General features: G+C 73.2%; 16 protein-coding genes and 1 pseudogene. 14 read left to right on the top strand and 3 right to left on the bottom strand.

Going from position 1 to position 23,708, the window contains the following annotated elements; all coding sequences use genetic code 11:
• Positions 1 to 67: 67 nt before the first annotated feature.
• Positions 68 to 391, bottom strand: a pseudogene (locus tag ACIPYW_RS08375) (NAD-dependent epimerase/dehydratase family protein); the annotation flags it as partial.
• Between the two features lie 95 nt (positions 392 to 486).
• On the opposite strand from ACIPYW_RS08375, the gene ACIPYW_RS08370 reads away from it, so the two are divergent.
• From ACIPYW_RS08370 to ACIPYW_RS08355, 4 genes are all read left to right on the top strand, one after another.
• A complete protein-coding gene (locus ACIPYW_RS08370; RefSeq protein ID WP_290134018.1) occupies positions 487 to 1,059 on the top strand; it encodes a TetR/AcrR family transcriptional regulator in 573 nt (190 codons plus the stop codon).
• Between the two features lie 92 nt (positions 1,060 to 1,151).
• A complete protein-coding gene (locus tag ACIPYW_RS08365; protein ID WP_400412604.1) occupies positions 1,152 to 2,384 on the top strand; it encodes an acyltransferase family protein in 1,233 nt (410 codons plus the stop codon).
• 287 nt (positions 2,385 to 2,671) lie between these two features.
• Positions 2,672 to 4,030, top strand: a complete 1,359-nt coding sequence (locus ACIPYW_RS08360; RefSeq protein ID WP_400412603.1) for an MFS transporter — start codon at positions 2,672 to 2,674, stop codon at positions 4,028 to 4,030.
• A gap of 58 nt (positions 4,031 to 4,088) precedes the next feature.
• A complete protein-coding gene (locus ACIPYW_RS08355; RefSeq protein ID WP_400412602.1) occupies positions 4,089 to 5,273 on the top strand; it encodes an FAD-dependent oxidoreductase in 1,185 nt (394 codons plus the stop codon).
• 101 nt (positions 5,274 to 5,374) lie between these two features.
• Here ACIPYW_RS08355 and ACIPYW_RS08350 read toward each other — a convergent pair whose 3' ends face one another.
• Entirely contained in the window at positions 5,375 to 6,235 is an 861-nt protein-coding gene (locus tag ACIPYW_RS08350; protein WP_400412600.1) for a UbiA family prenyltransferase, read from the bottom strand.
• Complete coding sequence (locus ACIPYW_RS08345; protein ID WP_400412599.1) at positions 6,232 to 7,158, bottom strand: DMT family transporter; 927 nt, start codon at positions 7,156 to 7,158, stop codon at positions 6,232 to 6,234. Before ACIPYW_RS08345 ends, ACIPYW_RS08350 begins: the two co-directional genes overlap by 4 nt.
• A gap of 70 nt (positions 7,159 to 7,228) precedes the next feature.
• Between ACIPYW_RS08345 and ACIPYW_RS08340 the strand changes: the two genes are divergently transcribed.
• The 10 genes from ACIPYW_RS08340 (at position 7,229) to ACIPYW_RS08295 (ending at position 23,661) form a co-directional block, all read left to right on the top strand.
• Positions 7,229 to 8,080, top strand: coding sequence for a LysR family transcriptional regulator (locus ACIPYW_RS08340; RefSeq protein ID WP_400412597.1), 852 nt, complete (start codon positions 7,229 to 7,231; stop codon positions 8,078 to 8,080).
• A 29-nt stretch (positions 8,081 to 8,109) separates the two neighbouring features.
• Positions 8,110 to 8,937 carry a fructosamine kinase family protein gene (locus ACIPYW_RS08335; protein WP_400412595.1) on the top strand — a complete coding sequence of 276 codons (828 nt, stop codon included), beginning with the start codon at positions 8,110 to 8,112 and terminating at the stop codon, positions 8,935 to 8,937.
• 82 nt (positions 8,938 to 9,019) lie between these two features.
• Entirely contained in the window at positions 9,020 to 11,218 is a 2,199-nt protein-coding gene (locus ACIPYW_RS08330) for an ArnT family glycosyltransferase (RefSeq protein WP_400412594.1), read from the top strand.
• A 32-nt stretch (positions 11,219 to 11,250) separates the two neighbouring features.
• Positions 11,251 to 11,970 (top strand): response regulator transcription factor, encoded by a 720-nt coding sequence (locus ACIPYW_RS08325; protein ID WP_400412593.1) that lies wholly within the window; start codon positions 11,251 to 11,253, stop codon positions 11,968 to 11,970.
• Between the two features lie 5 nt (positions 11,971 to 11,975).
• Positions 11,976 to 13,493 carry a sensor histidine kinase gene (locus ACIPYW_RS08320; protein ID WP_400413571.1) on the top strand — a complete coding sequence of 506 codons (1,518 nt, stop codon included), beginning with the start codon at positions 11,976 to 11,978 and terminating at the stop codon, positions 13,491 to 13,493.
• A 38-nt stretch (positions 13,494 to 13,531) separates the two neighbouring features.
• Entirely contained in the window at positions 13,532 to 13,807 is a 276-nt protein-coding gene (locus ACIPYW_RS08315; protein WP_400412592.1) for a hypothetical protein, read from the top strand.
• Positions 13,808 to 13,892: 85 nt separating this feature from the next.
• Complete coding sequence (locus tag ACIPYW_RS08310; protein WP_400412591.1) at positions 13,893 to 15,170, top strand: glycosyltransferase; 1,278 nt, start codon at positions 13,893 to 13,895, stop codon at positions 15,168 to 15,170.
• A gap of 409 nt (positions 15,171 to 15,579) precedes the next feature.
• Positions 15,580 to 21,216, top strand: a complete 5,637-nt coding sequence (locus ACIPYW_RS08305) for a glutamate synthase-related protein (RefSeq protein WP_400412590.1) — start codon at positions 15,580 to 15,582, stop codon at positions 21,214 to 21,216.
• Entirely contained in the window at positions 21,213 to 23,000 is a 1,788-nt protein-coding gene (locus ACIPYW_RS08300) for a sulfite reductase subunit alpha (protein WP_400412589.1), read from the top strand. The genes ACIPYW_RS08305 and ACIPYW_RS08300 overlap by 4 nt, the downstream gene beginning before the upstream one ends.
• A 316-nt stretch (positions 23,001 to 23,316) precedes the next feature.
• Positions 23,317 to 23,661, top strand: coding sequence for an ArsR/SmtB family transcription factor (locus ACIPYW_RS08295; RefSeq protein WP_400412584.1), 345 nt, complete (start codon positions 23,317 to 23,319; stop codon positions 23,659 to 23,661).
• Positions 23,662 to 23,708 lie beyond the last annotated feature (47 nt).

Raw genomic sequence — 23,708 nt, 5'->3', positions numbered from 1 at the left:
GGCCGACGTACGGGCTGGCGTCCGACTCGGTCGACGGGCGTCCCTGGGCGAGCATGCCGACGCCCGAGGCCACGACGAGCGGCCGGTCGGTGCCGACGAGCGCCGACGCGAGGGTCTCGACGGCAGCACGCTCGGCGGCGTTCGTCGCGACCGGGTCCGCCCAGTCGTGCTTGTTGGCGAGGTGGAGGACCCCCTCGGCGTCGGCGGCGCCGCGGTGCAGGGCCTCGAGGTCGTCGAGGTCCCCGCGGAGCACCGCGGCACCCTTCCCCTCGAGCGCGGCGGCGGAGGCGTCCGAGCGGGCGAGGCCGGTGACGGTGTGTCCAGCGGCGAGCAGCTCGTCGACGGTGTGGGAGCCGATCCATCCGGAGGCCCCGGTGACGAACACGTGCATGTGCGTTTCCCTTCACGGTGTCCGTGGCGCTGATGTCACGAACTGACATCACGGTAGCACTTGATGTCAGTCGCTGTCATCAGTAGACTGCCGACATGGTCCGATGGCAACCCGGTACGCGCGAGCGACTGCAGTCGACGGCGATGCAGCTCTTCGCCGAGCAGGGCTACGACGCCACGACCGTGGCCGAGATCGCCGGGGCGGCCGAGGTCACCGAGCGCACCTTCTTCCGGCACTTCGCCGACAAGCGCGAGGTGCTGTTCGCCGGGCAGGACGACTTCCTCGCGATGTTCGCGGACCCGATCGAGCAGTCCCCGGACGGCACCGCGCCGTTCGAGCTGGTCCGCCTCGCGATCACCGCCGCGGGTTCGTTCTTCGACCACGAGAAGCGGCCGTTCTCCCGCGCCCGCCAGGCGATCATCGAGGCGAACCCGGCCCTGCAGGAACGGGAGCTCGCCAAGCTCGCGACCCTGAAGATCCACCTGGGTGCCCTCCTCCGCCACCGCGGCGTGGGCGAGCCCGCCGCGACGATCGCCGCCGAGACGGCCGTCACGGTCTTCCACCTCACGTTCCAGCAGTGGATCGCGCCGGACGAGGACCGGTCGTTCGAGGACGTCGCGGCCGAGCGGCTCGACGCCCTGACGGAGCTCGTGCACCCCGTTCGTTGAGACTCCTCTTACCTCGGGCGAGCATCCTGTAACGATCAGGTCACGGTCCGCTCGTCGGTCCGGGCAGCAGAACGATCTCGCAGGAGGCGACCGTGGCGACCACCACGATCTCGCCGGAGCGGACCCGCAGCACCTCCGCACCGGCCACGACCGACGGCAGCACGCACGCCGACGGCACCGCACGCAGGGACGGCAGCACGACTCCCCCGCCGCCGTTGACGTCCCGTGCGCCCGCGCTCGACGGGCTGCGCACGATCGCGATCCTCGCCGTGATCCTCTACCACCTCCACGTGTCGCACTTCGACGGCGGCTTCATCGGCGTCACGGTGTTCTTCGTGCTCTCCGGCTTCCTCATCACGACGCTGCTGCTCGGCGAGCGCCGCAAGACCGGCCGCATCCGCCTCGGCTCCTTCTGGGGCAAGCGCGTGCTGCGGCTCTACCCGGCCCTCATCGCCTTCGTGGTCGTCGGACTCGCGCTCTGGAACTGGGTCGGCGACTACAAGGGCGCGACGTTCTCCGCCGGCGAGGCCGCGTTCATCGCCCTGAGCTACACGGGCAACCTCTTCCGCTCGTTCTGGGACACCACGCAGGGCGTGTTCGCGCACACGTGGAGCCTGTCGATGGAGGAGCAGTTCTACCTCGTCTGGCCGCCCGTGCTCGTGCTGCTCTTCGCGATCCGGTCGCGTCGCCGGTGGCTGATGGCCGGGCTCGGCGTGGTCATCGTCGGCGCTTCGGTCGCGTCGTTCCTCAGCTACGAGAAGCCGAACGGCGGCGCGACCCCGGACGTGTACTTCTCGCCCGTGCTCGGCGTCGTCCCGCTCGCGACCGGGTGCCTGCTCGCGCTGCTGCTCGACGACGAGCGCGTCCGTCGCGTCGCCGCGGGCATCGCCGGCCACCTGGCGACATGGCTCGGGCTGGCCGCCCTCGTCGGTGTCCTGCTCTGGATCGACGGGGACTGGACGCAGCACGCCTCGACGTTCGGTGTGGTCCTGCCCGTCACCGGCCTCGTGTCCGCGGTGCTCATCGGCGGGCTCGTCTCCGTCCGCACCCCGGTGTCGGCGGTGCTCGCGTGGACGCCGATGTCCTGGTTCGGCCGTCGGGTGTCGTACTCGGCGTACCTCTGGCACCCGCTCGTGATCGCGCTCCTCGGGACGTTCGCGATCGGTGCGTGGGGCAAGGTGTGGCTGGTCGGTGCGGCGCTCCTCGTGGCGGTCGGCGCGGCCTACGCGGTCGAGGTGCCGGTCGAGAAGGCCCGCAAGCGCTTCCGCGAGGCCAAGCGTCTCGTCGCCGCTGATCGCGCCGCGCGCGAGCACGCCACCGCGTAGCGCCGGCAGCGGCTGTCGGGCGCGACCAGACGACCGACGGGAGGCCCGTGGCGGCGCCGCCACGGGCCTCCCGTCCGTGTGGTGGTCGCGTCCAGACCCTGCAACGGCACGCGCGCGTTCCGACCACGCGCGCGTCGTTCGACGGGTGCGGTGTCGAACGCGCGCGGTTCGTGGATCCGGTGGCGGAACCCAGCGCGCCGCACGGAGGACAACCTGGGACACCGGCGGCGGGGTCGGGCCTACGGTCCGGTGGGCGTCGCCACGGTGGCGGCGCCCGAGGAGCGACCATGACCCAGCGCGGCACGACCGCCACCCCTGCCGGACGGAACGGGTTCCTCCGGCGCATGACGTTCGCGTGCGCGTGGGGTGAGGGCCTCGACGGCTTCGACCTCGGCGTCATCAGCGTCGCCCTGCCGTCCATCACGATCGCGCTCGGCCTCGACCCGGTGCTCGCCGGGCTCATCGGCGCGAGCTCGCTGATCGGCATCTTCATCGGAGCGCCACTCGCCGGGTGGCTCACGGACCGGTTCGGCCGCAAGCGGGTCTTCACGATCGACGTCCTGCTGTTCATCGTGCTCGGGCTGCTGCAGGCGTTCGTGGCGGACGGCTGGCAGCTCTTCGTCGTGCGCGTGCTGCTCGGCATGGCGATCGGTGCGGAGTACTCGATCGGCGCGGCGATGCTCGCCGAGTTCGCGCCGTCGAAGGACCGGGGCCGACGGCTCTCCGGACTGCTCGTCTGCTGGTACGGCGGGTACCTCGTCGCCGTGGTCACGGCCTACGCCCTGATCGACTGGGCCGGGCTGAGCTGGCGGTGGGTCCTCGTCACGAGCGCACTCCCCGCGGTCGTCACGGCGCTGGCGCGGCTGGGCTTCCCCGAGTCACCACGGTGGCTGCTGCAGCACGGACGGACGGAGGAGGCCCGGACGATCGTGACCGAGCGGCTCGGCGGCGACGCGTACTTCCGCGACGAGCAGTACGCGGCCGAGGAACAGCGCGAGGGCGGGTACCGGGTGCTGTTCGCGAAGGAGAACCGGCAGCGCCTCGCCTTCATCTCGCTGTTCTGGGCGTGCAACGTCGCACCGTACTTCGCGATCTTCACCTTCGCGCCGACCGTCCTGAAGTCGCTGCAGCTGCACGACGAGGCGACCGGCACGATCATCGTCAACGCCATGGCCGCGATCGGTGCGCTCGTCGGCATGCTCACGATCGAGCGGCTCGGCCGACGCCGCCAGCTCATCCCGCCGTTCTGGATCATGGCCGTCGCCCTCGCGGTCGTCGGGCTGTGGGGCTCGGCTCCGGGCATCGTCGTCGTCCTCTGCTTCGCGGTGTTCTCGTTCATGAACGCGGCGCAGGGCAACCTCACCGCGGTGTACCCGATCGAGGTGCTGCCGACGGAGGTCCGCTCGACCGGCGTCGGCTTCGCGGCCGCGTGCAGTCGGGTCGGTGCCGCCGCGGGGACCTTCCTGCTGCCGATCGGCATCGACTCCATCGGCATCGGTGCGTGCATGCTCATCGCCGCCGCGATCTGTGTCGTCGGAGCGCTCCTGTCCCAGGTGACGGCGCCGGAGACCACCGGCAAGGGTCTGCACGACACGAGCACCCAGCCCCTGCGCGAGCAGGCCCGGACGACGACCGCCGCCCGGTGAGCCGGTCCGGGGTGCGCACCTGCACGGGGACGGCGGCCGTGGTCCGTAGGCTCCGAGCGTGACCACCGAGCGCGTCGACGTCCTCGTCGTCGGCGGCGGCCCCGTCGGCTGCTTCGCCGCGGCGCTCCTCGCCGAGCGCGGCATCGACGTCGCGGTCTGGGAACGACGTGCCGACCCGCCGAGCGGCTCCCGCGCCATCGGCATCCACCCGCCGTCGCTCGACGCCTTCGCAGCGATCGGTCTGGACCGGGCGGTCCTGTCGGAGGCCGTGCTCGTCCGCACCGGTGTCGCCCGGAGCCGGGGCCGCGAGCTCGGTGCGCTCTCCTTCGCGGGCGCCTCGGCCACGCACCCGTACGTCGCGACGCTCGACCAGCACCGGACGGAGACGCTCACGCGCGGGCGGCTGCCAGCGGGAGCCCTCCGGACCGGCACGACACTGACCGGCCTGCACCAAGACCGGTCACGTGTCCTCGCCGAGGGGACCGGACCGGACGGCAGCCCACGGTCGGTCGAGGCGGCGTTCGTCGTCGGCGCCGACGGCGGCCGCAGCACGGTGCGGCAACTGCTCGGCATCGCGACCCGTGGGCGGGACTACCGCCACCGCTACGTGATGGGCGACTTCGCCGACCCCGAGGACCCGTCGGCACGATCGACCGCGCTCGTCGACGTCGGGCCGGACGGGGTCGTCGAGTCGTTCCCGCTGCCGGGTGGTCGACGGCGGTACGTGGCGCTCGTGGGCACGACCGGCGAGGGCTCCGACCGCTCGGACTCCACCGGAACGGCGGCCGCCCGTCTCGCCGACGTCGTCGCCGAGCGCACCGGGTCGACCCCGGACCCGTCGACCTGCACGATGACGAGCGACTTCGGCGTCCGCCGACGGGAGGCCACCCGGACCGGCATCGGTCGGGTCGTGCTCGTGGGCGACGCGGCGCACGAGATCAGCCCGATCGGCGGCCAGGGCATGAACCTCGGCTGGCTCGACGTGGCGTCACTCGTGCCGATGCTGGCGACTGCGCTCCGGGCCGGTGCGGGCGCGACGGTACCGACCACCGCGCGGACGGCGTGGGCGCGGCGTCGCCGAGCCGCTGCCCGGCGTGCGGCGCGGCAGGCCGAGGTCAACATGGCGCTCGGACTCCCCGCCGGGGTCGTCGGGTCCGGTGGCCGGGACGCGCTGCTGCGCACGGCGTTGGCGCTCCCCACGGCGTCGACGCTCTCCAGCCTCTACGCGATGCGCTGGGCCTGAGCGGGGCCCGCGCCCCGGTCGATCAGGGGACCAGCCGAACCCCGCCGGTCAGGGGACCAGCCGAACCCCGCCGGTCAGGCGACGAGCCGCGCCCCGGCCGGTCAGGCGACGAGCCGCGCCCCGGCGACCGCGAGCTCGACGACGAGCACGAGCGACGACGCGATCACCAGCCGGAAGAGCCCGCGCTTCGGCCGACCGGCGAACACGAGCCGCACGCCGACCACGGCCAGCACCACCACGACGACCGTCCCGACGACCGCCAGCACCGCAGCACCCGCGCCCGTGGCACCGGCCCCGCCGAGCTGCCCGCCGAGCACGAGCAGCGCCGCGACGACGAGCGCGCCGAACGCGAGCACACCCGCACCGCGCAGCCCGAGGCGGTGCGGGAAGCCCCGGACCCCGGTCGCCGCGTCGTCGAGCAGGTCCGGCAGGACGTTCGTGCAGTGGATCGCGACACCGAACACCGCTCCGGTCGCGATCGCCCACCACGCCGGCCAGGCACCGCCACCGCCGGCCGACACGGCGACGACGGGCAGCAGGCCGAACGCGACGACGAACGGCACGACGGACCAGACGGTGCGCTTGAGCCACGCGTCGTACGCCCAGCCCGCAGCGACGAGGACGACGTGGGCGACGGCCGCGACCGGGCCGAGCAGCACCGACAGCACGACGGCCACGCCGGCCGTGACGAACGCCGCCGTCCGGACGGTCCCGACGGCGATCAGGCCTCCGGCGACGGGCTTGTCCGTCCGCCCGACCGCGCGGTCACGGTCGGCGTCGATCCAGTCGTTGGCGAGACCGATCGACAGCTGCCCGGCGACGACCGCGAGGGCGACGAGCACGACCAGCCACACGGGGTGCCCGACGGCCGCGGCGGCGACCGTCGCGAGGACCGTCACGGTGACGGTCGGGCCGGGGTGCGACGACGCGAACAGCAGCCGCGCGGTCGAGGGGTGGCTCACCCGGCCGAGCGTACCGACGGTCGACTGCGCGTCGCGTCGGGGTGGCGGCGGCGCAGCACACCGGACGCGAGCGCGATCCCGAGCAGCACCACCAGTCCGCCCACGGGCTCGTTCCAGCGCAGCGGCTCACCGAGCACGAGGACGCCGAGGGCGACCCCGACGACCGGCGTCAGGTACGTCACCGTGGACGCCCGTCCCGCGCCCCACGCCCCGACCAGCCGCGTGTTCCAGGCGTAGGCCAGCCCCGTGCCGACCGCGCCGAGCGCGACCATCGCAGCCACGATCCTCCAGTCCAGCCGCACCGGACCGGTGGCGATGACGGGCGCGACCAGCAGCATGAGGACCGCCGCGAGCGTGAGCTGCACCGTGGCGACGGTCGTCGGGTCCTGTCCGCTGCCGACGCCGAACCGGCGCAGCCACGCGAGGCCGATGCCGTACGACGCGGTCATGCCGAGCAGCGCCACCTGACCGGGGACCGTGGCGAGCACCGCCGGGTCGCCGACGAGGTCCCACGGTCCGACGAGGACGAGCACCCCGACGATCCCGAGCACGATGCCACCCAGCTGTCGGCGGCTGAGTCGCTCGGACGGCACGAGGACCGCGAGCGCGAGGAGCGTCATGATCGGCGTCGTCGCGTTGTAGATGCTCGCGAGGCCGGACGGCACCGTCTGCTCCGCCCAGGCCATGAGCGACGACGGCACCGCGTTGAGGAACACCGCCACGACGAGCAGGTGTCCCCACACCCGCGGCTCGCGGGGCCACTTCCGACGAGTCGCGAGCAGCACGACGACGAGGGTGACCGCGCCGAGGGCGGTCCGCACGGTGGCGACCTGCTGCGGCGCGAGGCCCTCGAGTCCGATCTTCGCGAAGAAGAAGCTCGAACCCCAGGTGAGGGCGACGAGGACGTAGAGGAGGGCGTTCACGAGGGCTAGCATCGATCACCACCGCACATGTGTCGAACGCATGTGCCTCATGCCGCCATGAGGAGGACGCATGACCGTCTCGATCCCCCAACTCCGAGCCTTCACCGCCACGGTCGACGCCGGATCGTTCACCGGCGCCGCCGCTGCCCTCGGCGTCGGACAGTCCGCCGTGTCCCATGCGGTCGCGGGGCTCGAGCGCGAGGTCGGCGGTGCCGTCGTGCACCGCGGAGGCGCCGCGACCGCCACCCCGCTCGGGGAACGCCTGCTCGCCCACGCCCGCAGCGCGGTCGCCTCGATCGACGCCCTGGAGGCAGTGGTCACCCCCGCCACGGCGCGCGGCACCGTGCGCCTCGCCGCCGTCCCCACGGTTTGCCAGGGGCTGCTCCCCCGCCTCCGCGAGCTGTGGGCGGTGACGCTGCCGGACGTCGACGTACAGGTGTACGAGGGCGACGACGAGGAGATGCCGGAGTGGCTCGAGGGCGGCACCGTCGACGCCGCCGTGCTCGTCGACCCCGCGCCGGTACCGACCGGTGCCGTGGTCGTCGCGCGGGACGAGATGGCCGCCGTCGTCCGCCGGGACCACCCGCTCGCGAGCCAGACGGCGCTCACGCTCGACGACCTGCACGAGGACGGCCTCGTCGCGGGTGGCGGCGGGTGCGAGGAGCAGATCCAACGGCTGCACGAGCTCGACGGGCAGCCGTTCCGGTGGGCGCACCGGGTGCGGGAGATGAACACGATGTTCGGGATGATCCAGCGTGGCGAGGGCGTCTCGATCGTGCCGACGCTCGGACGGAGCATGCTGCCGGACGACCTCGTGATGCTGCCGCTCGAACGACGGCTCACCCGCACGCTCGTGCTGAGCGGACCGTCGTCCCGGCCGTGGCACCCGCTCGCACAGGCGCTCGTCGACGCGGTCCGGTGACCACCAGCGGCCGCGAGCAGGATGGCGTGATGGCCGAGACCTACGTGAAGACCTTCACCGACCAAGACGAGGCGACCGCGGAGGCCGCCGGGCTGGAGTGGCTCGCCGAGGCCGAGGACGCCGGCGGCACGCGGATCGCCCGGGTCCTCGCGCACCCGGAGCCGCGGGTCCTGCACCTCGAACAGATCAGCGACGGGGCGCCGGCGGCGGAGCAGGCCGAGCGCTTCGGCCGGTCGCTCGCCCACACGCACGCGGCCGGTGCTCCGCACTGGGGCGCGCCCTCGCCGGGGTTCCCGCAGCAGGGCTCGCTGCGGATGGGTCGGTCGCGGACGGCGTTCGTCTCCGCCGCGGACGCCCCGGACACCTGGGGCGAGTTCTTCGCCGAGTACCGGATCCGCGACTACGTGTCGCGCATCGTCGACCAGGGCGGGTTCGACGGCGCCGAGGCCGCGGTGTTCGAGCGGGTGGCCGAGCGCCTCGAGGACGGCGAGTTCGGCGCACCGCAGCCGTCGCTCGTCGGGGACGGTCCCGCGCGGCTGCACGGTGACCTCTGGGCGGGGAACGTGCTCTGGCCGACACCGGGGCAGCCGGTGGACGGCACGACGCCGACGGGCGCCGTGCTCATCGACGCGAACCCGCACGGAGGGCACGCCGAGACCGACCTCGCGCTCCTCGGGCTGTTCGGGCTGCCGCGGCTCGAGACCGTCCTCGCGGCCTACGACGAGGCGTCCCCGCTCGCCGACGGCTGGCAGGACCGCGTGGAGCTGCACCAGCTCGCGCCACTGCTGCTGCACGTCTTCCTGTTCGGCGGGTCGTACACGGGGGCGGCGCTCCGGGCAGCCCGGCGCTACGCCTGACGCGGACCCCCGCCGACAGGTCTTAGGGAGCGCCAAGGCGGCACATCGGCGCGTTCGGGGAACGCCCGGGAACCTCATCGTCATGACCACGTACCCGACCCCCGTGACCGACCGTCGCGAGCGCACCCACCCCGGGACCACCACCCGGGACCGCCGCCCGCCACTCGCTCGCCTGTTCCTCGGCGAGCGTGAGGACGCCCGCTGGCTCCGGCCGGCGTTCTGGGCGCTCCTCGCCCTGACCGCCGTCGTGTACCTGTGGGACCTCAGCATCTCCGGGTACGCGAACAGCTTCTACGCCGCCGCCGTCCAGGCCGGTACGAAGTCGTGGGAGGCGTTCTTCTTCGGCTCCCTCGACTCGTCGAACTTCATCACGGTCGACAAGCCGCCGGCATCGCTGTGGGTGATGGTGCTGTCCGCGCGGCTGTTCGGCTTCTCGTCGTTCAGCCTCCTCCTCCCCCAGGCGCTCATGGCCGTCGGGTCGGTCGCGCTCGTCTGGGGCACCGTCCGCCGCACCCTCGCACGTCTCGGGGCGACGACCGCGAACGTCGGGGCCCTGCTCGCCGGGTTCGTCGTCGCGGCCACCCCCGCGGCGGCGCTCATGTTCCGGTTCGACAACCCGGACGCGCTGCTCGTGCTGCTCATGACCGCCGGCGCCTACTGCACCGTGCGGGCACTCCCCCGGGGCAGCTGGCGGTGGATCGCCCTCGCCGGGGTGGCACTCGGGTTCGCGTTCCTCACGAAGATGCTGCAGGGGCTCCTGGTGCTGCCGGCGTTCGGCCTCGTGTACCTGGTCGCCGCGCGGACCTCGTGGGGTCGTCGTGCGATCGGACTCGGCATCGCGGCGGTCTCGCTCGTGGTCTCGGCCGGATGGTGGGTCGTCGCCGTGTGGCTCTGGCCCGCGGAGTCCCGCCCCTACATCGGCGGCTCGACGAACAACACCGTGCTCGACCTGGTCTTCGGCTACAACGGCCTCGGCCGCATCTTCGGCGGCTCGGGCAACGGCGGCGGGATGGGCGGCGGGACCGCCGGGTCGTCGTTCGGTGGCTCGACCGGGCTCGACCGGCTGTTCTCGTCCGAGATGGGGCTCGAGATCTCGTGGCTCCTGCCCGCGGCGCTCCTCGCGCTGGTGCTCGGCCTCGTGGTCGTCGGTCGGCGACACCTCGGTGACCCGGTCCGCGTCGGACTCGTGCTCTGGGGCGGCTGGCTGCTCGTCACCGGCCTCGTCTTCTCGTACATGTCCGGGACGATCCACCCGTACTACACGGTCGCCCTGGCCCCGGCGATCGCCGGCCTCGTCGGCACCGGCGGCGCCCTCCTCTGGAGCGTCCGGCACCGCGTGATCGGCCGCCTCGGACTCGCGGGCATGGTCGGCATCACCGCGTACTGGGGGTTCTGCCTCCTGAACGAGGACCCGACCTGGCTGCCCTGGCTCCGGTGGGTGGTACTCGTCGGCGGTCTCCTGTCGACCGCCGCGATCCTCGTCGGCAGCGTGCCGACGCTCCGGAAGCTCGTCGCGGTCGGTGTCCTCGCCGGCACGCTCTTCGGACTCACCGGCACGACGGCCTACGCCCTCGCCACGACGACCGTCGCGCACTCCGGTTCGATCCCGAGCGTCGGTCCGTCCGGCAGCGGCTCCGGTGGCTTGGGTGGCGGCACCGGCGGCGGACAGCCGGGAGGCACGGGAGGCCCCGGCGGATCGGCCTCCGGTTCCGAGGGCGACAGCTCCGACAGCTCGGACGGCACCCAGCAGGGTCCCGGCGGCACGCCGCCGGACGGCGCCTCGGGCGAGGCCCCGTCGATGCCGGACGGCACGTCCGGTAGCCAGGGCGGCACCGGCACCCAGGAGGGAGCGGGCACTCAGGAGGGATCTGGCGGCGCGACGTCCGACGGCGGGTCGGGGACGGGCCTCCAGGCCGGTGGCGGCGCGATGGGAGGCGGAGGCGCGTCGACCTCGTCGGCCCTCACGAAGCTCCTCGAGTCGACGGACACGACCTGGTCCGCCGCCGTCAACGGATCGCAGTCCGCCGCGCAGCTCGAACTCGACACCGACACCGCCGTCATGGCGATCGGTGGCTGGTCGAGCGACCCGACGCCCACCCTCGCCGAGTTCAAGGCGTACGTCGCCGCGGGCAAGATCGGCTACTACATCTCGTCCGGCAGCGGCGGCGGGATGGGCAGCGGCTCGTCCACGGCCTCGGCCATCCAGGAGTGGGTCGCGGCGAACTACAGCAGCACCACGGTCGGTGGCTCCACGGTCTACGACCTGAGCGACCCGACGTGATGTGCGACGAGGGCGCGGATAGGCTCGCCGACATGGCCGGCACCCCGCTGCAGCGCACGGACGGCACGCCCGTCCGCGCCCTCGTCGTCGACGACGAGCACGCGCTCGCGGACGCCGTCGCCCTCGCGTTCGCGGGCGACGGCTGGGCCGTGCGCGCCGTGCACCGCGGACGGGACGTGCTGTTCGCCGCGCGGGAGTTCCAGCCGGACGTCATCGTGCTCGACGTCATGCTGCCGGACATCGACGGGTTCGAGGTGCTCGAACGGCTCCGCGACGCCCGGGACGACGTCCGCGTCCTGTTCCTCACCGCGCGGGACGCCCCCGAGGACCGGCTCGCCGGGCTCACGGGCGGCGGTGACGACTACCTGACCAAGCCGTTCGGCATCGAGGAGCTGCTCGTGCGGGCACGCATCCTCGCCCGGACCTCGGCTCGGGTCGCGGCAGCAGGACCGGCCGGGATCGTCGTCGGCGACCTGCACCTCGACGAGGACGCCCGGAGTGTGACCCGGGACGGCGACCCGCTCGAACTGACGCCGACGGAGTACGAGCTGCTGCGGCACCTCGCCCGGAACGCGAACCGGGTGCTGTCGCGGGAGCAGATCCTCGCGAGCGTGTGGGGCATGGACTTCGGGGCGTCGTCGAACCTCGTGGACATGTACGTGTCGTACCTCCGCAAGAAGCTCGACGCCGGCCGGGAGCCGATGCTGCAGACCGTCCGTGGGGCCGGGTACGTGCTCCGCCCGACGACGTGAGCCGGATGCGTCGGCCGGGTGCCGACCCGGCGGGTGCCGTGCGGGCGCCGTCGCTGCGGTGGCGGATCGTCGGGGCGGTCGCGCTGCTGCTCGTCGTCACGAACGTCGTGGTCGGGGCGGTCACCGTCGTGGCGTTCCGGGAGTACCTCGTGGGGCGGCTGGACGCGGAGCTCGCCACGGCAGCGGGGCGGGTCGTGGGGGACGGGAGGCCGCCGGGGTCGGGGTCGGGGTCGGGCTCGTCCGGCGGTTCCGCCGGGCAGCCGGACCCGGACAACGAGTTCATCGGTGCGCCGGGGCAGGCCGCCGGGACGGTCGTGGCCGTCCTCCGTTCGGGGTCCACCGTGCTCGCCGGCTACACCGACAGCGAGGGTCGGCAGCACGGGCTCACGGCCGCGCAGAAGCGCACGCTGTCGGCGATCGACCGCGACGGCACGCCCGTCACGGTGCAGCTCGGAGCGCTCGGCGCCTACCGGGCGCAGGCCGTCGGCAGCGGCGGGGACGTCTTCGTCACGGCGCTCCCCCTCGGGGCGCTCGACTCGACCATCACCCGACTCGTCCTGGTCTTCGGCGGCGTCACCCTGCTCGGGCTCCTCGTCGCCGCATGGGCCCTCGCACTCACCGTCCGACGGGCGCTGCGGCCGCTCGAACACGTCGCCGGCGTCGCCTCCGACGTCGCCGCACTCGACCTCGAACACGGCGAGACCGACATCACCGCCCGGGTCGGCGCAGCCGACCTCACCGCGAACCGCGAGGTCGGGCAGGTCGGCACCGCGCTCAACCGCCTGCTCGGCCACGTCGGTCAGGCACTCACCGTCCGCCGCGAGGCCGAGTCCGGCATGCGGACCTTCGTCGCCGACGCCTCCCACGAGCTCCGCACGCCGATCGCCACCGTACGGGCCTACGCCGAGCTCTCGACGACCTCGACCGACCTCGACGCGGTGCACGCGAACGTCGGCCGGATCGCGACCGAGGCCGTCCGGATGGGTGACCTCGTCGAGGAACTGCTGCTGCTCGCACGGCTGGACGCCCGGGCGCTCGCCGGGACCCCGCCGCTCGCCGTCGACACTCTCGACCTGACCGCGATCGTGGTCGAGGCGACGATGGACGCCCGCACGACAGCGCCGGACCACCGCTGGACCCTGGAGGTCGACGACGACCCCGTGACCGTGGACGGCGACGCGGCGCAGCTCCGGCGACTCGTGCGGAACCTGCTCTCGAATGCGGCGCACCACACGCCGAGCGGATCGGCCGTCGTGGTGTCCCTGCGGCGTGCGCCGGGAGCGCCTCGGCCCTCCGTCCGACTCGTCGTCGCGAACGACGGGCCGCCGATCGATCCGGAGCTCCTGCCGAACCTGTTCGACCGCTTCACGCGCGGCGAGGCCTCACGCTCACGGGAGCACGGCACGAGCGGCCTCGGTCTGGCGATCGTGCGGGCAGTGACCACGGCCCACGACGGGACGGTCCGTGTGGTGTCCGAGCCGGGGCGCACAGCGTTCACCGTGGAGTTGCCCGCGACGTCCTGAGCCGTTCCGGTACGCTGCGGGGAACGAACGGGGGCACCATGCCGGACGACTACACGCGACTCCCGGAGAGCCCGCGCCCCGAGGACCTCGTGGTCGAGGTCCCGGCGTTCGAGGACGACCGCCCGCAGCCGGAGCCCGAGCCGCCAGCGGCAGCTCCGGAGCTCGTCGCCGCGACGCGGTTCGCCCAGACCTCGCACGCGGCGCCGACGATCCGGCGGACGCAGGTGCGCGCCGGCCTGTGGATCGCGGGCGTGCCGATCGTCGTGCTCGCCGTGATCGCCGTGGTGCAGGTCCTCACCGGCGTCGTCGACTGATCGCCCGGATGCCCGCGGGGCGTTCTTAGGGCCGCCACAGGGTCCTGCTGCGGAGCGCATGAGCCGGCTGCCGAACCTGATCGGCATGACGGAGACGAACCAGCCCCTCGACATCGACATCGTCGTCCCCTGCCACAACGAGCAGGACACGCTCGCCGCGCACGTCCGCCGGCTCCACACCTTCTGTCGCACCTCGCTGCACCACACGTGGCGCATCACCATCGCGGACAACGCCTCGACCGACGACACCGCCCGCATCGCCGACGACCTCGCCGCGATGCTCCCCGAGGTCCGCGCGGTGCACCTGCCTCTGAAGGGCCGCGGCCGGGCGCTCAAGGCGGTGTGGGGCGCGTCCGAGGCGCAGGTGCTCGTCTACGTCGACGAGGACCTCTCGACCGACCTCGCCGCACTCGAGCCGCTCGTCGCCCCGCTGCTCTCCGGACACTCGGACCTGGCGATCGGCACGCGGCTCGCGGGGTCGTCGCGGGTGGTCCGGGGCGGGAAGCGCGAGTTCATCTCCCGCTCGTACAACCTGCTGCTGCGCACGACGATGAGCGTCGGGTTCTCGGACGCGCAGTGCGGGTTCAAGGCCGTCACCCGCGAGGCCGCGCAGCACCTCCTGCCGCTCTGCGAGGACGACGCGTGGTTCTTCGACACGGAGCTCCTCGTGCTCGCCGAGCACGCCGGGCTCCGCGTGCACGAGGTCCCGGTCGACTGGGTGGACGACGTCAACTCCTCGGTGCACATCGCCTCGACGGCGACGGAGGACCTCAAGGGGATGTGGCGGGTGTCACGGGGCCTCGCGACCGGACGCATCACGGTCGCCCCGGTCTACGACGCGATCGGCCGCCGTCCGTTCACCCCGCCGCACGTCGGGATCGTCGGGCAGGTCCTGCGCTTCGGTGCCATCGGTGTCCTGTCGACGGTCGCGTTCGCGGTGCTCTACGCGCTGTTCCGGCCGGCGATCGGGGCGCAGACGGCGGACTTCACCGCGCTGCTGCTGACCGCGATCGGCAACACCGCGCTCAACCGGCGCTTCACGTTCGGGGTCCGGGGCCGGGCGGGCGCCGGGATGCACCACGTGCAGGGGCTCGTCGTGTTCGGCATCGCGTGGGCCATCACCGCGGGGTCGCTCGTCGTCCTGCACGCGACCACCCCGGACGCCACGCACGGGACGGAGATCGTGGTCCTCACCGCGGCGAACCTCGTCGCGACGCTCGTGCGGTTCGTGTTGTTCAAGGCGTGGGTGTTCCGCTCCCGTCGGCGCCCCGAGCTCATCCGCCCCTGTACCACGCCGGCGGCGGACGCGTCCACGGCGGCGCGCACCGAGCCGATCCCGGTCGACCAGCACCGCGCGGCCTGAGCGGCGCGGAGCGCGCCGCACAACCGAAGGCACCTCGAACCACGGAGATCCGCGGCGCGAGGTGCCTCCGGTTGTGCGGACGTGAAGCGCACCACGCGCCGCGCCGCGCGCCGCGCCCGTGCGCGGGCGCCGCGCCCGCGCACCACGCGCCGCGCCCGCGCACCGCGCGGCGCCCGGAGCGCCCGGAGCGTCCGCGCACCGGGCCGGACGCGCCTGCCGGAGCCGCGCCGCGCCTCCCGTCCGGCCGGTCTGTTGCGTCGGCGGTATACCAACCCGTAGCATCACCTCACCGCACCACAACCCCACAGGGCCCGGCCGTCACCACCCGACGGCCTGCCCGCGGCGAGCGCTCCGAGGATGCAGCGTGGCCGTCCGCTGCCTGTCGGCACACGCTCCACTGGACCCGCACGTGAACCACTCCTCCTTCGGTCTGTACGACCCTGCCCGCGAATCGAGCGATTGCGGCGTCGGCTTCATCACCCGCCTCGACGGCACGCCGACCCACGACGTGATCCGCAAGGGCGACGAAGCGCTCTGCTCGATCCCGCACCGCGGCGGCAAGTCCGCCGAGGGCGTCGGCGACGGTGCGGGCGTGAGCATCGACCTGTCGGTGGAGTTCTTCAGCGCGATCACCGGCGAGGCACTGCGCGCCGGCCACTTCGGTGTCGCGAACTGCTTCGTGCCGGGCGACACCACGCCGGCCGGCGCCGCCGAGCGCGCCGCCGCCGTGCAGACCGTGACCGACGCGATCGAGCACGAGGGCTTCGAGCTCCTGCTCGTCCGCGACGTCCCGGTGGACCACTCGGTCGCCCGGCCCGAGGCCGAGCAGTACCAGCTGCCGATCGTGCAGTGGGTGTTCCGTGCGCCCTCGTCGTGGGAGCGCTCGGAGGTCGACGCCGCGGCGAACCGGGCGCTCCTCGCCGTCGAGCGGGTCTCGTACACGCAGGCCGCCGAGGCGCACGCCCCGCACGCCGCCCTGTACCCGCTGTCGCTCAGCGCCCGGACCCAGATCCTCAAGGGCCGCCTGAACTCGGGCGAGGTCATCTCGTACTTCCGCGACCTCACGGACCCGCGGCACTCGGTGCGGACGCTCTACTTCCACACGCGGTTCTCGACGAACACCGAACCGCACCCGACGATGGCGCAGCCGTTCCGCCTCATGGCGCACAACGGCGAGCTGAACACCGACCGGAAGAACCGCCTGTCGGACGAGGCGCTCGCGCGCGCCCGTACCCGGAGCATCGTGCGTCCGCCGGGGCAGTCGGACTCGAGCCGGCTCGACCAGACCCTGCAGAGCCGGGTGTTCGACGACGGCCTGGACATCGTCGAGGCCGTGGTGTCGCTCATGCCGCCGGCGTGGGAGAACGACCGCACGCTCTCCGCCGACGTGCGGGACATGCTCGAGTACTTCTCGCTGTACGAGGAGAAGAACGACGGCCCGGCCGCCGTGATCTTCAGCGACGGCGACGTGGTGGGCGCTCGGCTCGACCGGCTCGGGCTCCGCCCGCTGCGCACGGTGCAGACCGACGAGTACCTGATGGTGGCGTCCGAGGCCGGCCAGGTCACCTTCGAGCCCGAGGGCGTCGTGCACCGGGGCCGGATCGAGGCGGGCGGCATGCTCGTCGTCGACCACCGCACCGGGTCGCTCATGCGCTCGGACGACGTGCTGCGGATGCTCGCCGGCCGCCGCGACTACGGCAGCCTGCTCGACGCCGCGCGCGTGAACCTCGACGACCTGCCGGCACCGGACTACCGGCGCGGCACGACGACCCTCGGCTACGACGGCGACCTCTCGCTCCCGGGCCGGTACGTGGCGTACTCGCTGAACCAGGAGAGCTTCCGGTTCATGCTCGACCCGATGCTCGCGAACGGGTCGGAGCGGATCTCGGCGATGGGCTACGGCAACGCCATCAACGCGCTCAGCGACACCGAGGGCGGCATGGCGAAGTACTTCTCGCAGCGCTTCGCCCAGGTGACGAACCCACCGCTCGACTCGATCCGCGAGGCCGACGGCATGTCGATGCGCGTCGCCCTGGGCAGCAAGCCCGACGGGACGGGCAGTGGCGACGGCACCGCGGCCCGACAGCTCGTCGTGCAGTCCCCCGTGCTCGGGCACCTCGACATGGTGCGCCTCCGCGACCAGGACATCGTGCCGCTCGAGCGCTTCGACATGCTCTACGTGCCGGTCCTCGGAGACGAGCAGGCGAACGCGGACGCCGTGCGCGCCGCGACCGAGGAGCTCGCGGACGCCGTCGCCGCGTTCGCCGAGCGCACCGGCGGCATCGCGGTCCTCACCGACCGCAGTGTCTCGTCGACGCATGCTGCCCTCCCCGTGATCCTCGCCGTGGCCGCGGTCAACCAGCGACTCATCGAGACCGGGCTGCGGCTGCGGGTCTCGATCGTCGCCGAGTCCGGTCAGCTGCCATCGTCACACCACGTCGCGACGGCCCTGGGCTTCGGGGCGTCGGCTGTGTACAGCCTGTCGGCACGGCTCCGTGCGGAGGAGAAGTACCCCGCCGAGGCTGCCCCGGCCGGCGAGTACACCGCGACCGACCTCGCCCTGAAGCGCTTCCGGAAGGCCGCCGAGAAGGCCCTCGCGAAGACGATGGGCCGCGTCGGCCTGTGCACCGCCGAGAGCTACATCGGCGGCGAGTTCTTCGAGCCGAACTACCTCGACACCGGCGACGACCTGTTCGCCCGGGTCTTCCCGCACATGGACGCTCCGGTCGGCGGTGTCGGCTTCGCCCGCATCGCGCAGGCCGCGACGGACTGGCACGAGCGCGCCCGGAGCGTCGCGACCGAGGGCCAGGTGCCGCTGCTCGGCCTCTTCAAGGAGCGCTCGGACGGCGCCGGACACTCGTTCGGCGTCGCGAGCGTCCGCGGCTTCGGCGGCATGACCGAGGAGCGTCCCGCATTCGAGCGCTCCGGCGACTCCGACGCGCTCCGGCTGCTCACGCTCGGGCAGCTCGACGACTCGTTCGGCATCACGGACGCCGCGTACCGGAACACCGGGTACGACCGGCTGAGCGACGCCGAGATCGACGCGCACCGGGTCACGCCCGGCTACGTGTCGTTCCTGCAGACCACGCACGACGAGCGGTCGCGTCGCCCCGCGGCACTCCGCGACGTGCTCGCGCTCCCCGCGGACGTCACGGGCATCGACGAGGCGGAGGACTTCGCCCGCGAGCTCGGCCGCTTCGCGACGCGCGGGAACGCCAGCATCACGGTGCGCGGGCTCGCCGGTTCCCGTGACGACGCCGAGGGACTCCCGGGAGGCACTGGGGCCACGCCGCCGGTTCCGGGTCGACGCGCCAGCGGCGAACCGGCCGTGCCGGTGGGGACCCGCTTCCGCCTGCAGCTCACGTCGACCGGGTCGACGGGTGCACTGCGCCACCAGGCACTCGCAGACGGGCTCGCCCTCCTGCACCCCGGCACGGTCGACGTCGACTCCGTCGCCGACGACCAGGTGACGCTGCGCGCCACCGGCGCGGCCGCCGACCTGCTCGGACTCCTCCAGCAGGCCCCGGCGAGCGTGGACGTCGCCGAGGTCCAGCCGGCGCACGAGATCACCCGCACGCTGGCGTCCGGCGCGATGAGCCACGGTGCGCTCGTCGCCACCGCGCACGAGGCGGTCGCGCACGGCACGAATATGGTCGGCGGGATGTCGAACTCGGGCGAGGGCGGCGAACACCACTCCCGCTACGGCACGATCCGCGGCTCGCGCATCAAGCAGTTCGCGTCCGGTCGGTTCGGCATCTGGGCGGGCTACCTCGCCGACCCGATGCTCGAGGAGCTCGAGATCAAGATCGGCCAGGGCGCGAAGCCCGGCGAGGGCGGGCAGCTCCCCGCGCCGAAGGTCACGGTCGACATCGCCGCGGCCCGTGGTGGCACGCCCGGCGTCGAGCTCATCTCGCCGCCGCCGCACCACGACACGTACTCGATCGAGGACCTCGCGCAGCTCATCCACGACTGCAAGGCCGCCCGGGTCCGGGTGATCGTGAAGCTCGTGTCCTCGGAGGGCATCGGGACGATCGCGGTCGGCGTCGCGAAGGCCGGCGCGGACGTCATCAACGTCGCGGGGAACACCGGCGGGACCGGTGCCGCCGCGGTCACGAGCCTGAAGTACGCCGGACGTTCGGCGGAGATCGGCGTGGCCGAGGTCCACCAGGCCCTCGTCGCGAACGGCCTCCGTCAGAAGGTCACGCTCCGCTGCTCGGGTGCGCACCAGACCGGCTCCGACGTCGTCACGAGTGCGCTGCTCGGCGGGGACTCGTTCGAGTTCGGCACGACCGCGCTGATGATGCTCGGCTGCGTCATGGCGAAGAACTGCAACGTGAAGTGCCCGGCGGGCCTCACCACGAACGCCGAGGCGTTCGAGGGCGACCCGCGTGCGCTCGCGCAGTACCTGCTCAACATCGCCCACGACGTGCGGCAGATCCTCGCGCGCCTCGGCCTGCGCTCCCTGCGCGAGGCCCGCGGGCGCACCGACCTGCTGCAGCTCCTCGACCACCCGGCGAGCGTCGGTCGGCTCGATGTCCGGAACCTGCTCGCGCAGGTGCCGGAGAAGGTCGTCACGGACCCGGAGTACCTCGAGAAGGACTTCCGGACCGACGACGCCCTCATCGAGCAGGTGCGTGCAGCGCTCATCGACGGCCACGAGCACGCCCTGACCGTGGACGGCATCGCGCTGGGCAACGCCGACAAGTCCGTCGGCGGGCAGCTCGGCATCGACGTCGAGCGCATCCTCAACCACGAGCTGCGCGGCGTCGACCTGTCGGCGCACCCCGCGATCACCACCGACGACCGCGGTCGCCGACGGCTCGTCGACGGTGCCCTGACGATCCACACGAGCGGGTCCGCGGGGCAGTCCTACGGCGTCTTCACGAACGACGGCACGACGCTCGAGCACGTCGGCACCGCGAACGACGGCGTCGGCAAGAGCCAGTCCGGTGGTCGGATCGTCGTCCGGGCGCCCGGCGGCGGCAGCGTCGAGCGCGGCGGGAACGTCCTCGTCGGCAACTTCGCCCTGTTCGGCGCCACGGGTGGCCGCACGTTCGTCGAGGGTGAGGCCGGCGACCGGTTCGCCGTCCGCAACTCCGGCGCGACCGCGGTCGTCGAGGGCGTCGGCGACTTCGGCTGCGAGTACATGACCGGCGGTGCCGTGTTCAACCTCGGTGCGTACGGCAAGGGGCTCGGCAACGGCATGTCCGGCGGCTTCCTGTACCAGTACGACCCGTCGGGCGCGGTGACCGAGCGGGCGAGCACCGACTCGCTCCTCGTGTTCCCCGTCACCGAGACCGAGCGCGGTGCGTTCCACGAGGCCGCTGCGAAGCTCCTGCTCGAGTGGCACCTCGAGGCCACGGGCTCACTGCTGGCCGCACGGCTGCTCGACGAGTGGGAGACCACCCGTGCGCACGTGTACGTCGGCATGCCCCGCGCGCTCCTGCTCAGCCAGGACGCCGACGAGATCCTCGCGGCCGCGACCCGTCCGGAGCTCCTCGACGAGCTCGCGAGCTCCGTGGCGACCGACAAGCTCCGCGCGTTCAAGGTCGACTACCGCGACCAGCGCACCGTGCTCGACGGTCGTGCCCCGGCGCTCGGTGACCAGGGCGAGGACATGTTCTCGCTGCTGTCGTCGTACACCGTGCTCGGGGTCGCCCAGGACGTCGCGCACGAGCGGGTACCGGGCGCCGGAGCGTCCGACCCGCGCGTGACCGAGGCCGTGAAGAACCTCATCCTGACCGAGGACTTCCAGGTCAAGCAGCGCGTCGTGAAGTACCTGCGCGGGACGTTCGACCGGTTCGCCGACGACGAGCTCGCGACCCTCATCGCCGTCAAGCGGCTCGACGACTCGAAGCGTGCGCTCGCGCAGCGGAACAACCGGAGCACGGACATGCCGGGCACCACGGGGTGGATCATGCACCAGAACGCCAAGAACGCCGGACGCGTCCGGGCTGCCCGCTTCGACGAGCTGCTCGCGAACGCCGCGCTCGAGGACATCGCCGGCCGCGCCCCGCAGGCCCCGACCGAGGCGGTGTCGGCATGACCACGCTCCCGCCCACCGGGCAGCTGATCCCGGTCGACGCCCCGTTCTCCGCCGCGCAGGAGTCCTGGCTCGCCGGGTTCATCGCGGGCATCGCCGCCGCGGGCAAGCGTGCCGCCGGTGGTGCCCCGACGACGACGATCGACGTGCTGTTCGGCACGCAGACGGGCAACGCCGAGTTCCTCGCGGACGAGCTCGTCGCCGGCGCGAAGGCCCGCGGGCTCGGCGGCCGGGCGACCCCGCTCGACGCCGTCACGCCGGAGCAGCTCGCCGGGATGTCACACGTCCTCGTGGTCACCTCGACGTACGGCGAGGGCGAGATGCCCGACAACGCCGGACTGTTCTGGGACGCGATCCAGGCGTCGACGGTCCCGCGGCTCGAGGGCCTGCAGTACGCGGTCCTCGGTCTGGGCGACACGAGCTACGACGAGTTCTGCCAGGCCGGCAAGCTCCTCGACACCCGCTTCGAGCAGCTCGGCGCGACCCGCATCCACGACCGCGTGGACTGCGACGTCGACTTCGAGGACCCGGCCGCCCTCTGGAGCGCCGCGGTGCTCGACCGCCTGGCCGCCGAGGCCGGCGCACAGCCGGCCGCTGGTGGCCCCGCCGCCGGGGCGACCACCGGGTCCGCCGCAGCCGACGGGGCGGGCGCGAGCCGTGCCTCCCGGCCGGGTTCCCAGTGGAACAAGCGCAACCCGTACCGCGCACCGCTCGTCGTCAACCGCTTGCTCTCCTCGCCGCGCAGCGCGAAGGAGATCCGGCACTTCGAGTTCGACCTCGGCGACTCGGGCATCGAGTACGCCGCCGGCGACGCGCTCGCGGTGGTGCCGCACAACGACCCGGCGCTCGTCGACCAGCTGCTCGGGCACCTCGGGGCGGACGGCTCCGCGGACTTCGACGGGCGGCCGCTCGCCGAGGTGCTGCGGCTCGACCGCGAGATCCGCACGCCGTCGAAGGACCTCGTGGCCGACCTCGTGCAGCGTGCTCCCGCGTCGGAGCTCGCGGCCGTCGTGTCGCACGGCGACAAGCACGAGCTCGACCGGTGGCTCTGGGGGCGGGACGTCCTCGACCTCCTGCGCGACGCCGGGAGCGCGGCGCCGACGATGGAAGAGCTGCTGCCGAACCTCCGCGGGCTGCAGGCTCGGCAGTACTCGATCTCGTCGAGCCCGCTCGCGCACGAGGGCCGCGTCCACCTCACGATCGCGTCCGTCCGCTACGGCGACGTGCACCGCTCCCATGCGGGTGTCGCGTCCACCTACCTGGCCGACCGTGTGCAGGCCGACGGCGAGGTCGACGTGTACCTCCAGCCGAACGCCGCGTTCGGGGTGCCGGCCGACGGCGACGCTCCGGTGGTCATGATCGGCCCGGGCACCGGCATCGCACCGTTCCGCGGGTTCCTGCACGAGCGCGCCGCCGCCGGGGCGACCGGCCGCAACTGGCTGTTCTTCGGCGACCAGCACCGCGACACCGACTTCGTGTACGAGGACGAGCTCACCGACCTGCAGGAACGGGGCGTGCTCACCCGGCTCGACCTCGCGTTCTCGCGCGACCAGGCCGAGAAGGTCTACGTGCAGACGCGGATGCGGGAGCAGGCGGCGGAGCTGTACCGGTGGCTCGAGGACGGAGCGTTCGTGTACGTGTGCGGCGATGCCTCGCGGATGGCGAAGGACGTCGAGCAGGCGCTGCTCGACGTCATCGCGGAGCAGCGCGGGCGCGGTGTGGACGACGCCGCCGCGTACGTGGTCGACCTGCGGCGCGCGAAGCGCTACGTGCGCGACGTGTACTGAGGCGGATCGCCCGGCGCCTGGCGCCCGGCGGCCGGCGGCCCGACGCGCGGCGCGGGGCGGCCCGACGCGCGGCGCGGGGCGGCCCGGCGCGCGGGGCACCCGGCACTCGGCGCGCGGTGACGCTCGTCGCGAGTCGCCCTGCACACGGGGACCGCGAAAGCGACAGACGGGCATGAAGCGCGCTCGACCGGACCGCGGAAGCGACAGATCACGCTGGCGGACGCCCGCGATCTGTCGCTCTCGCGAAAGCGACAGATCCCGGGGCCGCCCACGCACCCCTTGCGCAGTGCGCGCAGCCGGCGCAACGTGCAACCAGATGGTTGTACGAACCGAACTCACCGACGCCGAGGTCGACCGCGTGTTCCACGCGCTCGCCGACGCCACGAGACGGGACATCGTGCGGCGGACCCTCGCCGACGGTGTCACGGTCTCGGTCCTCGCGGCGGCCTACGACATGTCGTTCGCCGCCGTGCAGAAACACGTCACCGTCCTCGAGGGAGCAGGACTCGTGACCAAGGAACCCCGCGGGCGCGTCCGCATCGTGCGCGCCGACCCCGAGCAGCTCGACCGTGTGCGCGGCCTGCTCGAGGAGTACGGCCGGCTCTGGCACGGCCGTATCGACCGACTCGACTCCCTCCTGGCGAGCGACGACGAGCGCTGACGCACAGCAACGACGAACACCAGCACGACCACGACCTGCGACCACCG

This window comes from Curtobacterium sp. NPDC089689 (genome assembly GCF_044749145.1).
Taxonomy (GTDB): domain Bacteria; phylum Actinomycetota; class Actinomycetes; order Actinomycetales; family Microbacteriaceae; genus Curtobacterium.
Note: the sequence above shows the minus strand (reverse complement) of the source record. Positions and strands in the feature narration are given on the sequence as shown.